This is a genomic window from Paenibacillus motobuensis (assembly GCF_039521865.1).
In the GTDB taxonomy this organism is placed as follows: Bacteria; Bacillota; Bacilli; order Paenibacillales; family Paenibacillaceae; genus Fontibacillus; species Fontibacillus motobuensis.
In genome coordinates, this window is sequence record NZ_BAAACX010000015.1 from 35,062 (window position 1) to 48,964 (window position 13,903).

At 48.1% G+C, this 13,903-nt stretch carries 13 protein-coding genes; all 13 read left to right on the top strand.

Annotated features, from left to right (window positions below; translation table 11 throughout):
- Nucleotides 1-3 precede the first annotated feature (3 nt).
- The 13 genes from ABD014_RS16135 to ABD014_RS16195 all read left to right on the top strand — a co-directional run bounded on the left by ABD014_RS16135 (nucleotide 4) and on the right by ABD014_RS16195 (nucleotide 13,877).
- Complete coding sequence (locus tag ABD014_RS16135; protein WP_343862874.1) at nucleotides 4-975, top strand: ABC transporter permease; 972 nt, start codon at nucleotides 4-6, stop codon at nucleotides 973-975.
- Nucleotides 972-1,955 (top strand): ABC transporter permease, encoded by a 984-nt coding sequence (locus ABD014_RS16140; protein ID WP_343862875.1) that lies wholly within the window; start codon nucleotides 972-974, stop codon nucleotides 1,953-1,955. The genes ABD014_RS16135 and ABD014_RS16140 overlap by 4 nt, the downstream gene beginning before the upstream one ends.
- Nucleotides 1,922-2,941, top strand: coding sequence for an ABC transporter ATP-binding protein (locus ABD014_RS16145; protein ID WP_343862876.1), 1,020 nt, complete (start codon nucleotides 1,922-1,924; stop codon nucleotides 2,939-2,941). Before ABD014_RS16140 ends, ABD014_RS16145 begins: the two co-directional genes overlap by 34 nt.
- A complete protein-coding gene (locus ABD014_RS16150; protein WP_343862877.1) occupies nucleotides 2,938-3,933 on the top strand; it encodes an ABC transporter ATP-binding protein in 996 nt (331 codons plus the stop codon). Before ABD014_RS16145 ends, ABD014_RS16150 begins: the two co-directional genes overlap by 4 nt.
- A gap of 576 nt (nucleotides 3,934-4,509) precedes the next feature.
- Nucleotides 4,510-5,574 carry an LCP family protein gene (locus tag ABD014_RS16155; protein WP_343862878.1) on the top strand — a complete coding sequence of 355 codons (1,065 nt, stop codon included), beginning with the start codon at nucleotides 4,510-4,512 and terminating at the stop codon, nucleotides 5,572-5,574.
- A 195-nt stretch (nucleotides 5,575-5,769) separates the two neighbouring features.
- Nucleotides 5,770-6,198 carry a CBS domain-containing protein gene (locus ABD014_RS16160; protein WP_127004140.1) on the top strand — a complete coding sequence of 143 codons (429 nt, stop codon included), beginning with the start codon at nucleotides 5,770-5,772 and terminating at the stop codon, nucleotides 6,196-6,198.
- A 123-nt stretch (nucleotides 6,199-6,321) separates the two neighbouring features.
- On the top strand, nucleotides 6,322-6,624 hold the full coding sequence (locus ABD014_RS16165) for a MazG-like family protein (RefSeq protein WP_343863200.1): 303 nt from the start codon (nucleotides 6,322-6,324) through the stop codon (nucleotides 6,622-6,624).
- A 7-nt stretch (nucleotides 6,625-6,631) separates the two neighbouring features.
- Nucleotides 6,632-7,579 carry a DUF2232 domain-containing protein gene (locus tag ABD014_RS16170; RefSeq protein WP_343862880.1) on the top strand — a complete coding sequence of 316 codons (948 nt, stop codon included), beginning with the start codon at nucleotides 6,632-6,634 and terminating at the stop codon, nucleotides 7,577-7,579.
- An 11-nt stretch (nucleotides 7,580-7,590) separates the two neighbouring features.
- Nucleotides 7,591-9,573, top strand: a complete 1,983-nt coding sequence (locus ABD014_RS16175) for a DHH family phosphoesterase (RefSeq protein ID WP_343862881.1) — start codon at nucleotides 7,591-7,593, stop codon at nucleotides 9,571-9,573.
- Entirely contained in the window at nucleotides 9,570-10,013 is a 444-nt protein-coding gene (gene rplI, locus ABD014_RS16180; protein WP_343862882.1) for a 50S ribosomal protein L9, read from the top strand. Before ABD014_RS16175 ends, rplI begins: the two co-directional genes overlap by 4 nt.
- 1 nt (nucleotide 10,014) lies before the next feature.
- Nucleotides 10,015-11,379, top strand: coding sequence for a replicative DNA helicase (dnaB, locus tag ABD014_RS16185; protein WP_343862883.1), 1,365 nt, complete (start codon nucleotides 10,015-10,017; stop codon nucleotides 11,377-11,379).
- Nucleotides 11,380-11,632: 253 nt separating this feature from the next.
- Nucleotides 11,633-12,919 (top strand): adenylosuccinate synthase, encoded by a 1,287-nt coding sequence (locus ABD014_RS16190; protein WP_343862884.1) that lies wholly within the window; start codon nucleotides 11,633-11,635, stop codon nucleotides 12,917-12,919.
- A gap of 250 nt (nucleotides 12,920-13,169) precedes the next feature.
- Nucleotides 13,170-13,877 (top strand): hypothetical protein, encoded by a 708-nt coding sequence (locus tag ABD014_RS16195; protein ID WP_343862886.1) that lies wholly within the window; start codon nucleotides 13,170-13,172, stop codon nucleotides 13,875-13,877.
- The last annotated feature ends 26 nt before the right edge of the window (nucleotides 13,878-13,903 follow it).

Genomic DNA, 13,903 nt, shown 5'->3' on the forward strand with positions numbered 1-13,903 from the left:
AACATGACAGAGTATTTAGTTCGCCGTTTACTTCAATCTGTCCTAGTATTTTTTCTAATTACTTTGGTTGCCTTTGGTCTTATTCACGCAGCCCCGGGCGGTCCGACGCAAATTATGCTCTCGCCGGGCCTGTCTCCGGAAGCCCTAAAAGTACAAGCCCATAACCTGGGCTTAGACCAGCCTATTCATATTCAATACTTTCGCTGGTTAGGGGACATGCTGCAAGGAGACCTTGGCCATACGTTCAAAAATAATATACCTGTAGGGGAAATTCTGTGGCCGACAGTGGGCAATACGCTGATATTGATGGGAGCTGCCTGGCTTGTGTCACTTATTATCGCGATCCCCTGGGGTATTTACAATAGTACGTCGACATACGGAATTTCCGATCAGGCTGCATCGTTTGTTTCCTATGTCGGTTTTGCTATGCCGAGCTTCTGGTTCGGGATATTATTACAGGAATTATTTGCGCTTAAGCTGAATTGGCTGCCTTTATCCGATATGTGGCCCATGAGTAAACAAGGGGATATCGGTGAATTGATATTACATTTATTGATGCCAGTGACTGTCCTATCTTTGGGCTTCCTTGCTCAATATGTAAAGTATTCGCGCTCAAGCATGCTTGAAGTACTTGACCAGGATTACATCCGTACCGCTCGCGCGAAGGGCGTCCCGGAGCGGAGGGTTATTTTCCGTCATGCTCTGCGCAATGCGCTTATTCCGATTATAACGATCCTTGGCTTGGATTTGCCGATGCTTGTTAGCGGCGCTGCGTTAACGGAGCGGGTATTCAACTGGCCAGGTATGGGCCGATTATTCATTGAAATGGCTGTAGCCCGTGAGTATTCGGTATTAATGGCCATTACAATAGTAACCGCTGTCATGGTCATTTTCGGGAATCTGATTGCCGATATTTTGTACGCGATTGTCGATCCTCGTGTTCAACTGGGACGTAAAGGAGGGAAAGCAGCATGACAGAGCTTAATCTTGAGCCTTCCCTTAGTAATCCACAGCCGAATACGAATTCTTCAAAAGCGGCGTCTGCAGACAGGCCCCAGAGCACCTGGGTTGTTTTCTGGAGAAAGTTCTCCCATAACAAGTTTGCTATGTCTGGATTGGTTGTTCTTGTTTTCTTTGTTCTTGTTGCCATTTTTGCACGTATTATTGCACCTTATGATCCGACTTTCATCGATTTATTGAATGCAAATTTACGTGCAGGGACCGGGAACCATCTTTTAGGGACTGATGAGTTGGGGAGAGATATTTTCTCCAGGCTTATTTTTAGTAGTCGAATTTCGTTGCAAGTTGGCTTTGCTGTAGCCATAGTTGCTGTTGTTATAGGATCTATAGTGGGGGCCATTTCAGGATACTTCGGCGGCATTATCGATACGATCTTTATGCGTATCATCGATGTGATGTACTCGCTTCCGACTTTATTTATTAACATACTGGTGCTAGCTATATTCGGATCGAAGTTTGTTTATATGATCCTGATTCTTTCTTTAACCGGCTGGATGGGCGTAGCGCGGCTTGTACGCGGCGTATTCCTGCAGCTGCGTGAAATGCAATATGTTGAAGCAGCCAAGGCGATTGGAGTCTCCAACTGGGGGATTATTTTTCGGCATCTGCTGCGCAACGCAAGCTTTCCGATTATCGTTAACGCAACATTGATGGTAGGCAGCGCCATCTTGAGTGAATCTGCGTTATCGTTCCTGGGATTAGGAATCCAGGCTCCTCTGACAAGCTGGGGGGTTATGCTCAGTAATGCTCAGGAATTCATGCTGGTAGATCCGCTGCAGGCGGTTTACCCTGGCTTATGTATTCTAATTGTAGTACTGGCAGTTAACTTTGTCGGAGACGGGATTCGCGATGCAATGGATCCTAGAAATAAAGTTATGATATCCCGGAGGAGGCTGGACAAATGGCGGGAAGATTACTACAAATCCGAGATTTAACGACCGGCTTTGTAACAGAGAAGGGTATTGTCAAAGCGACCGATAAGGTATCGCTGCAGTTGAAACAGGGGCAAACTTTATGTCTGGTTGGTGAATCGGGAAGCGGCAAGAGTGTGACCGCACTGTCGATTATGCGGTTGATCGATTATGCCGGAGGCATGGTGTTAGAAGGAAAAATTGAGTTCCAGGGCCAAGACCTGGCCAAAATGGATCAGAATAATCTACGCCAGATTCGTGGTAATAAAATTGCCATGATCTTTCAAGATCCGATGTCTGCGTTAAATCCTGTATTCACGATAGGAGATCAAATTGCGGAGAGTCTTAGACTGCATCGTGGTCTAAGCGACAGCGAGGCTTGGCAGGAAGCGGTCGAGCTGTTGAAACTGGTTGGCATACCTGATCCGGCACTAAGGGCTAAGCAGTATCCTCATGAGTTGTCTGGAGGAATGAGTCAGCGTGTCGTTATTGCGATTGCTTTGGCGTGCAGACCGGAGCTGCTTATTGCGGATGAACCGACAACCGCGCTCGATGTGACGGTTCAGGCGCAAATTCTGGATCTCCTACGGAAGTTAAAAGATGAGATAGGAATGTCGATTATTCTTATCACCCATGATATGGGTGTAGCTGCCGAGATGGCAGACCGGATTGCAGTCATGTATGCAGGTGTTATCGTAGAAGAGGGGACGGTTCAGGAGATATTCGAGAATCCATCGCACCCTTATACCGTTGGACTACTTCAATCGATTCCTGGTTTAGAGGGAGACCGTGGTAAGGAGCTGTTCACGATTCAAGGCAATATTCCAGGCCTGGGACAAATTCCGTATGGATGCCGTTTTCACCCACGATGCCCTCATGTTAAGGATAGATGCCGAAGCAAGGAACCGTGCGACTTCTGGATCACGGACGATCATCGTACAGCATGCTGGCTGTTCGAGGATAAGAACGTGAATAAACAGGATCGTCCGATAAAGGAGGGGCATGTATGAGTAATACGGCAAAGTCTACTCCGGCTGAGAATCTAGTTGAAATCAGTCATCTTAAAAAATACTTTCCGATTCGCAAAGGCGTGTTCAATCGAACAGTAGGCCATGTAAAAGCAGTGGATGATGTATCTCTGACGATCAAACAAGGGGAGACCTTTGGACTCGTAGGCGAATCCGGCTGCGGAAAATCTACATTAGGCCGGGTTATTCTGCAGTTGCAGCATGCAACGGGTGGCGAACTTCGCTTCGAAGGCCAGGACCTACTCGCGCTCAAATCAAGAGAACTCAGAGAATTACGCGAGGAAATGCAAATTATTTTTCAAGACCCATTTGGATCCCTTAACCCGCGTTTTCTCGTTCGGGATATTATCGGTGAGCCTCTGCGTATCCACCGTAAATTATCTTCTAATGAGGTTGACTCCGAGGTCGTTCGCCTGATGGAACTCGTAGGTCTCGATGCTTCTCGGCGGAACCGCTATCCTCACGAATTCTCAGGCGGTCAGAGACAGCGGGTCGGTATTGCCCGGGCAATCGCCCTTAATCCTAAATTTATTGTAGCTGATGAGGCTGTGTCTGCCCTGGACGTATCTGTTCAATCCCAGGTTATTAATCTGCTCATGAAACTACAGAAAGAACTGGGTTTGACCTATCTGTTTATCGCCCACGGTCTTAACGTGGTTAGACATATTTCAGATCGGGTTGGGGTGATGTATCTCGGTAAGTTGGTGGAGGTAGGAGAGACGGAGAGCTTATTTGCGGAGCCGCTCCACCCATATACCGCAGCTCTACTATCAGCGATTCCAAAACCTCGAGTTAGAGACCGAAGAGAACGAATTGTTCTACAGGGGGATGTTCCGTCTCCGGCAAATCCGCCATCAGGCTGTCGATTCCATACTCGTTGCCCGTTTGCCCAGAGCAAATGCTCGCAAGTAGAGCCAGTATTAACAGAAGTGCTTCCTGGAAGACAGGTCGCTTGTCATTATCCACTTCAATAATTTTTTGAACAACCTTATAAGTGAGTGTCAAATAGGACGATTTTCAGCATCGAAGCTTATGCTTTTTTGAACTTCCTCTATAAATTTATGGAAAAGAGACAAGGCCTGCTCTAGTATTAGAGTGAGGCCTTTACTATTATTAGGCAGAATGATAGGTTCGATGTAACATGCTAAGTTGTATCCAAATTCCAAAATATGATATATTACGAATCGATAGAGTTATATTAATTCAACTTTAATAGGTTGTTTAAAAAGTCTCTCTTTGATCACGAAGTAGCGCGAGTAGCTTATACGACATCGAATCTTGAATTCAGCCGGGCCTAAGCAGATGCTTACGAAGGTATGTTTCTTACGGAAACATCTCAGGTGCTCACGTACCCAAAACGTACGCTCCGCTCCTTTTGCCCTAGCTTCATCCAACCTTCTCGGTGCTGAAAGTCTGACTTTTTAAACACTCATTGAAAGTAACGTGTCTTTTTTGTAGCTTTTTTGTTTAATTATCCGTTTACAATGTAAAAAGAGTATGTCGTTTGAGATGAGTCATCTATTTTATTTTCTTTAATTTTGGAGGCAAAGATGCTAGAACGAAAACAACATTTGAAGAATAAAGCCAAATCCAAGGACAAAAAGCGTAAAAATAAAGGTAAACGTGCGCTCATTGTGGTAGCTGTTCTGCTGCTCCTTGGGACTGGCGGATATATTTTCAGGAAAGAGCTGTCGGTTATGGCCTTCGATCTGTTCCTGTCGGGTCAGGTAGAGAAGAAGCTTGAGAAATCCTATGCTCCGGTTGAAGAGCAGGAGCCTCAGCAAGTTCCGGTGGAAGAGAAATTCAAACCGTTCAGCATGCTTCTTCTGGGCGTGGATCAGCGCGACAATGAACCGGCCCGTTCCGATACGATGATCTATGCCGTAGTACGTCCGGAGGAATCCCGGGTGCTGCTTGTCTCAATCCCTCGAGATACTTATACTGAGATCGTAGGCAGAGGCAAAGAGGATAAGATTAACCATGCTTATGCTTTTGGCGGAGCGAAGATGGCGAAGGATACAGTAACAGGACTGCTGGATCATCCTGTAGACTATTACGCCGCGATTAATTTCCATGGTTTGCGTGATATTGTTGATGCATTGGGGGGAGTAGAACTCCCGATTACGAAGGATATCGTCAATAAGCAGAAGGACCATGAGAAATTTACGATCAAAGCGAATAAGCCGCTCTACAATGGACAAGAGGCATTGAATTACGTAAGATACCGCGAGGATAGCGACTTCAATCGGACAGGAAGACACCAGATTTTCTTGAATGCGATTGTCAATCGGATGATGAAGCTGGACCAAGTCTCGAAAATTCCTGAATTGATGGATATGATGGGTGAGAACTTCAAGACAGATATGATGCCAAGCTACATTATTGATTTGTCCAAGCAAGTATTGCTAGGTGATTCTCCTACAATTAAAGGGTTCACCATCATGGGCGAAGGTTTCCGTAAGAACGGAGTGTACTATGATTCGGTAGATAAAGAAGACCTCGAGTACGCCAAGCAAATGATCGATAGCTGGAGCAATCCGGATACAAAGCCAGAGGACTTGCTTACACCGGAATCCCGGGATCAACAGGATTCAACGGCTACAACCAAAGAATGAGTCCATTTTAGCTATCATATCTATATATAAAGCCATCTTACGTTCATATTTCGGCAGTCCGGTTTTCCGGCTGCCGATTTGTTGCGCTAGAGAACACAAGTGACATTTTCAGTAGATGTATAAATACGCACTGTTATCACTTATAATCCCCCTTAAACTGGGGAGTATGAAAAGGTAGAGGAGGACTCCACTCGAATGAATATCGCGTTTTTTCTGTTGCCGAAAAATGATGTTGCTGCCGTAAGGATAGATTCAACGCTTAGACAGACGCTGGAACGTATGGAGCATCACCGTTATACGGCGGTGCCGATTATCGGGCATCATGGGGAGTATGTCGGGACGGTCACAGAAGGTGATCTTCTCTGGTATATGAAAAATTCGGATGGTAAGGTGACTTTTGAGAACGCTTCAAAATTTTATCTAGCGGATGTGCCGCTTCGGATGGATAATAAACCGGTCTCTATCGACGCTGACATGGAGGATTTGATTAATTTGGCCAAGGTGCAGAACTTTGTCCCTGTCGTTGACGATATGGGGAGATTTATCGGTATTGTCCGCCGTAGTCAGATCATAGAATATTGCGAGAAATTCGTGACTAGAGACGATTCCATCGTCAGAAAATAAAAGTAGTTTTCTTATCATAAGCGAACTTTTTGAACTGCCTTGTTAGGTTTGCAAGTCTTGGTACGGTTGCTATATGCTATAATGAAGAGCAAAGTTCTTTTGGAAAGGTGGAAAGCTGTCTCCATGCATAAAGAAATGGATGTGGCCAAACGCGCCAAAGTGATTGAGTGGCTCAAAACAGAAGTAGTCGATCACGTATCCCGTTTATTCAAAGCATTGTGGGAAGGCAGCACGACACGGGTAACGGATAGCCTGGCCAGCTTAATCGTCAGTAGCTACATATTGGGACGCAGGCTGGGGATTTCTTATCGAGATTTAGATGAATCCATTTTGGAGAAGTTAAAGAAGCACAAACAAGATGGACATCAGCTCGAAGATTGGTATCAGGACATTTCTACACTTGAAGATCATATGCGTAAGAGGTGAACTTATTTTGAAACTGCGCTGGACATCGGTCGCTTGGAGCATTGTTTATTTATTGCTCCTGTTTTCATTAGCTACTCCACTTGCCGTGATTACGGTATTTTTCATTTTGGTTCCGACCGTCCTGCTATATTCGACTTTATCGAGGCGGTTGTTCCTGCTTCATATCGTACCGGCATGGATTTTGGCAGCTATAGTGTTTGGATCGAGCGGACCGATCATTCTGTTGCAGGCCCTGTATTTTATAATCCCTTCTATAGTGATGGGAGAGTTGTATAAGAAGCGGGCACCTGCTTTCCGAACAGTAATGATGGGAGCGGGCACGATTTTGGTGGAATTTCTGCTAGTGCTGCTGATTAGTACGGTATTATTTGATTTTCATTTGTCATGGGCTATTGAAGACATGATTAACACGATGATGGACCCTTTCAGAAATGCTGCAGACAGCACAATAGGAACTGGTCTAGGCAGCAATTTGGTATGGTCCCCGGAGATGATTCAGCAATTCTCCTCTCTAACTGTACGGATGCTTCCATTTACACTGATTGTATGTTCGCTTATCATGGCGGCGGTAACTCAGGCGATCTCTCGTCCAACATTGGGCAGCATGGGATTAATCGTTCCGAAGATGCCGGCTTTCCGCAATTGGCGATTGCCGCGCTCTTTAATCTGGTATTATCTGATTTGCCTAATCCTGAATATGCTTGGTGGAGCGGCTATAAGTGAAGGGTTCCTCGGGACCATTTTGGTTAATCTGACGCCGTTATTACAGTTTTTATTTATGATTCAGGCTGCAAGCCTCTTCTTTTTCATAGCTTATCAACGCAAGTGGAATCCGGTAATGCCTATATTGCTCGTGATCGCGATGGTCTTCATACCGTTTCTGCCGTTATGGATTGTCGGGATCGCAGACATTGCCTTTCCACTGCGTGACATGATTACGAAATCAAAACGATAGGGTGAAAAGGAATGCCTAAACTTCTGCAAAAACGTTGGTATGGGTATCAGACAGTATGGGTATTTATGCTCGAGCTGCTGCTTGTCATATTTGTCTCCTATTACAACTGGATCCTCGGTCTGGTCAGTCTATGTCTAGTTGGTGGATTAGCCTATGTTATGCTGCAGGCGGAGCGTCGCTTCCGTAAGGAACTGGTAAAGTATGTGACGGATCTGACTTACCGGATCAAGCGAGTAGAAGGCGAAGCGGTGAGTCGCTTGCCGTTTGGCCTTCTTCTCTATGGCGAGGATCGCACAGTTGAATGGCATAACCGCTTTGTACTCGGTATGTTCGGTCGGGGGAGTGTTGTTGGCGTCTCCTTATCGGAGCTACTGCCGCCACTACCACAGCTTGTTCATGATAAGAAGGATCATGGAAGCGGCAGGTCCTTGGTGGAAGTCATCGTCAATGAACGATATTATGAGCTGACGATCGATGCCGATGAACGAATGATATATATTCATGATATGACTGAGCTGGCTGTGCTGCGTGAGCGCTATGAGAACGAGAAGGTTGCACTCGGGATCGTGATGCTTGATAATCTGGATGAAGCTGCACAGGGGATGGACGATCAGCAGCGGACGGCATTGATTGCCCGCGTGGCGACGGCGATCACCGATTGGGCGAAGCACTATCGCCTCTATCTGCGGAGGCTGTCGTCGGAACGATATCTGATGATTATGAATCAGAAGTCGCTGGGCCAGCTCGAACAGAGCCGGTTCGTGATCCTGGACGAGGTCCGCGAGATGACGGCGGACCTCAAGGTGCCGATGACGCTGAGCATCGGCCTGGCCTTCGGCACCGAGAGCCTGAGCGAACTGGGCGAACTAGCCCAGTCCAGTCTGGATATGGCTCTCGGCCGGGGCGGGGACCAAGCCGCTGTGAAGGCGGGTCAACGCATGTCTTTCTACGGCGGCAAGACAGGCGCCGTAGAGAAGCGGACGCGCGTTCGTGCCCGCGTCATCGCGCACGCGCTGCGCGATCTGATGCAAGAGAGCGATCGCGTCATTATTATGGGCCATCGCGTCCCAGACTTTGACGTGATTGGCTCCTCGATCGGCGTGCTGAAGGCTGCCGATATGTACAATGTCGAGGCCCATATTGTGCTCGACGGACCAAATCCGGGCATTGCTCGCCTCTTGGATCGCATTGAGCAGGAGGACGCCTTGTTAAGGCGCTTCGTTACACCTGAACAAGCCCTCAGCATGATGACGCCGAATACACTGTTGATTCTGGTTGACACGCATAAGCCATCGCTGACGATGGAGCCACGGCTCGTGAGCGCAGCAAAACGGGTAGTCGTCGTCGATCATCACCGCCGTGGTGAAGAGTTCATCAATGATGCTGTATTGGTATATTTGGAGCCGTACGCTTCCTCAGCCGCAGAGCTGGTAACGGAGCTGCTTCAGTATATCCATGAGAAGGTTGAGCTCAGCCCACTGGAAGCAACGGCCTTGCTGGCCGGGATTACGGTAGATACGAAGCATTTTGCGCTTCATACGGGCTCCCGTACATTTGAGGCGGCGGCCTTCCTGCGGCGAATGGGCGCTGACACAGTCACGGTACAGCGGCTCTTAAAGGAGGACCTGCAGGAGTATATCGCCAAGGCGGACATTATCAAGCATGCCCGGATCATCTACAGTCATATTGCGCTGGCTGTCACGGAGCCGAATCGCAAGATTCCGCAGATGCTCATCGCTCAGGTGGCCGATACGCTGCTGAATATGACCAATGTGCTCGCCTCATTTGTCATTAGCGAGCGCCCAGATGGTCTTATCGGAATTAGCGCCCGTTCACTCGGGAGCATGAATGTCCAGGTCGTGATGGAGCGGCTTGGCGGCGGCGGACATTTAACAAACGCCGCGGCACAGTTAGAGGGCACCCAGGCCGAAGCAGAGAAGAGACTGCTGGAGGTACTGGAGCAAATAGATAAGGAAGAGGGGTTATTCGAATGAAGGTTATCTTCTTGAAGGATGTTAAGGGTCAAGGTAAAAAAGGGGAAATTAAAGAAGTCTCGGAAGGCTATGCAACAAACTTCCTGATTCCGCGCGGACTAGTCCGCCCAGCAACTGAGGGCAATGTGAAGACGTTGGAGCATCAGACAGCGGCTGAACAGAAGCGCAAAGAGCAGGAGAAGCAAGATGCAATTACTCTTGGCAAGAAGCTGGAAGAGATGACGGTTGAGCTTCAAGCAAAAGCTGGTGAAGGCGGACGTTTATTCGGCGCAATTACGAGCAAGCAAGTAGCTGAAGCTATGGGTAAGGCCGGTGTGAAAATTGACAAGCGCAAGATCGAACTGGACGAGCCGATCCGCACGCTGGGTGTAACCCAGGTTAGCGTGAAGCTTCATCCTGAGGTGAAGGCAACATTCAAGGTACATGTAACGGAGGAGTAAAATGAGCAGCACAGATCTGTTTTACGACCGGATCCCCCCGCAAAATCTGGAGGCGGAACAGGCCGTGCTCGGAGCGATTTTGCTTCAGTCTGAAGCGCTAATCACTGCGATGGAGCGGGTGAGGACCGAGGACTTCTATGATAAGCCCCATCAACTTATTTTTGAAGCGATGGTACAGCTTGGAGAAGAGGGTCAACCAATCGACCTCGTTACGCTGACCTCGCGCTTGCAGGATCGGGGTGAACTGGAGGATACCGGCGGTGTCAGTTACCTGGCTAAGCTGGCTCATGCAGTTCCTACAGCCGCAAATGTGGAATATTATGCGCAGATTATTGAAGAGAAGTCGATGCTCCGGCGCCTGATCCGGACGGCAACTCAGATCGTAAGCGAGGGATATACCGGTGGAGAGGATGTCTCTTCGCTATTAAGCGATGCCGAACGGCGCATCCTGGAAATATCCAACCGCCGCTCCGGCAGCGGGTTCGTCTCGATCCGCGATGTTGTGATGGAAGTATTCGACCGCGTTGAAGAACTGCATCAGAATAAGGGGACAACAACGGGGATTCCTTCCGGGTTCGTCGATCTCGACAAGATGACGTCGGGCTTCCAGCGCAATGACCTCATTATCGTGGCGGCACGTCCTTCTGTGGGCAAGACGGCCTTTGCGCTGAATATTGCTCAGAATGTGGCAGTCCGGGCCAAAGAGACCGTTGCGATCTTCAGTCTGGAAATGTCGGCCCCTCAGCTTGTACAGCGGATGATTTGTGCGGAAGCCAATCTGGACGCTGGTGTAATGCGGACGGGCGACTTCAAGGGTGATGATGACTGGGCCAAGCTGACGATGGGGATTGCCGCCTTGTCGGAGGCGGAGATCTATATTGACGATACCCCGGGGGTAACCGTTGCCGATATTCGCTCTAAATGCCGACGTCTCAAGAAGGAGAAGGGCCTCGGAATGATCGTGATCGATTATCTGCAGCTCATTCATGGGCGGGGTAAGCCGGGCGAGAACCGTCAACAGGAGGTATCAGAAATCTCCCGGACATTGAAGCAAATCGCGCGGGAACTAGAAGTGCCGGTAATCGCACTGTCTCAGCTGAGCCGGGGTGTGGAGCAGCGTCAGGACAAGCGGCCGATGATGTCTGACCTTCGGGAATCGGGTTCCATCGAGCAGGATGCGGATATCGTCGCCTTCTTATACCGTGATGATTACTATAATCAGGAGACGGAGAAGAAGAATATTATTGAGATTATTATCGCTAAGCAGCGGAACGGCCCTGTGGGTACGGTCGAGCTTGTCTTTTTGAAGAATTTCAATAAATTCGCGAACTATGAGCGGGCGCACGCCGATGCGTTCGCTGGATAAACAGATTGCACTCCGGATATAATATAGAGAACATCTTCCATATTTCCGAACAATCCTACGGGTATCCGTTTGATTGTTCGTTTTTTATTTGACTTTGAAAAATGAGGCTGGTAAACTTGTATTGCTGCTCAGGAGCAGCGCTTTTTGTGGTTGTTCAGTAGGAAGTCAAAGAGGCTGGGGCGGGTTTATCGGTGCTCCACTCATCATTTTTTAATAAAAAGGTGCGAGTTTAGCACCAGGCGGGGGAATGTACATGTCAACGGTAGTCGTTGTAGGAACCCAATGGGGAGACGAAGGCAAAGGTAAAATCACGGATTTTCTGGCGGAAAGCGCAGATGTGGTGGCCCGTTATCAAGGCGGCAACAATGCCGGTCACACGATCCTGATTGACGGTAAGAAGTACAAATTAAGCCTAATTCCGTCGGGTGTCTTCTATGAAGATAAGAAATGTGTTATCGGCAACGGGATGGTAGTTAACCCAGCTGCCTTGCTTGAAGAAATCAATTATATCCATGAGAATGGCTTCAGTACGAAGAATCTTGTGATCAGTGATCGTGCTCATGTCATTATGCCATATCATTTGCTGCTTGATGCGCTTGAAGAGGACCGCAAGGGGCCAAATAAGATCGGTACGACTCGTAAAGGGATCGGCCCGGCTTATATGGACAAGGCGGCGCGGAACGGAATTCGGATTGCGGATCTGATGGATCCTGAAGAGTTCGAAATGAAGCTTCGTCATTTGATGAAGGAGAAGAATCAAGTGATTCAGCAGGTCTACGGAGCAGAGCCGCTCAATGTAGAAGAGGTGCTGAAGCAATATCTTGAGTATGCCGAGGTAATTCGTCCTTATGTGGCCGATACTTCTGTCGTGCTAAATGATGCAATTGATGCGAAGAGGAAAGTACTGTTTGAAGGGGCGCAGGGCGTTATGCTTGACATCGACCAAGGTACTTATCCGTACGTTACTTCCTCCAATCCGTCCGCTGGTGGTGTCTGCATCGGATCTGGCGTAGGTCCTTCGCGGATTGACCAAGTCATCGGTGTAGCTAAATCTTATACGACACGTGTAGGGGATGGACCGTTCCCAACTGAGTTAAATGATGAAGTCGGCGATACGATCCGTGAGACAGGACATGAGTATGGTACGGTTACTGGCCGTCCACGCCGTGTTGGTTGGTTCGATAGCGTGGTCGTGCGTCATGCTCGCCGCGTAAGCGGGTTGACGGGGTTGTCGCTGAACTCGATCGACGTATTGACCGGACTGAAGACAGTTAAGATTTGCACGGGCTATAAATACCGTGGAGAGATCATCACGCATTATCCAGCTAGCTTGAAGATGTTGGCAGAGTGTGAAGCCATCTATGAAGAGCTTCCAGGTTGGTCTGAGGATATTTCCGAAGCGAAGACCCTTGAAGATCTTCCAGAGAACGCCCGCAATTATGTGCAGCGTGTATCTGAGCTGACAGGAATTCCGATTGCCATCTTCTCGGTTGGCCGCAACCGCAGCCAGACGAATCAAGTATTGCCCATCTACGAATAAATTAAGTTAAAGCATACGAAGAATAGAAAAGCCGCTTCGAGAGAGGATTCAGCCGCTCTTGAAGCGGCTTTTTTGTCATATATTGGGCGGACATAAGGGAGATGGTAGTGAATCTCTATAAGTGCGTGTTCACCTCTATAAGTATAATTTGTTGAATTATAGAGGTTGAATTCCAACTCTGTCGTCCATACTGTTGATAGAATGCCGAAAAATACATAGATCGATAGGCTGACTAGAAGGAGGAAATCGAATGAAGTGGATGTGGCGGCTGTTCAAGCTGTCTGTTACAGCTATTGTCGTTAGCTTGCTTACGGTAATGACGACAGGCTATGTAGTTAATTCATATATTCAGTCATTGCTAAGCAGTTATAATATACCGATCGCTGAAGAGGTTCCAACCTTGGGTGGTATGTTCAAAGGAATGCTCGGGTTCGGAGGCAAGACCGGGAACAAGGTGGCAGACAAGTCAGAAACGGAGAATGGGTTGTTGGATAAAACAGCGGATACAGGAGGATTGGGGGTTCTCCCTGGAACGGGGAGTGATACTAGCTCAGGTGCTGGTGATGATACAGCTGCGAATAGGGAAGGCTCTGACAAGACTGTTGAAGGAAAGGCAGCAGAAGATGACAAACCGGCAGGAACCGATCAAGAGAATGGCCAAGCGCCTGAGGATTCGGTTGCGGCTATGGGGGGGATAACTTCTCAATCGGGACAGCAGGGGGATGTGTTGGTTACACCGGATGATCTAATCGCAAGGAAGGATCAGCTACCTGATCAGGAGAAGGAGGAAGTGTTCAAGATTCTCATGACGAAGCTGCCTCAGGAGGAGATGCAGAAGCTGACCGAGGCGATGGAGGATGGGTTAACAGAGACGGAAATGATAGAGATTGAGCAGGTTTTGTCCAAATATCTGGATAAGACGGAGTATACGAAGATGATGAATATATTAAAAAAGTGAGCACTTCTTCGGATCTCACTTCCAGC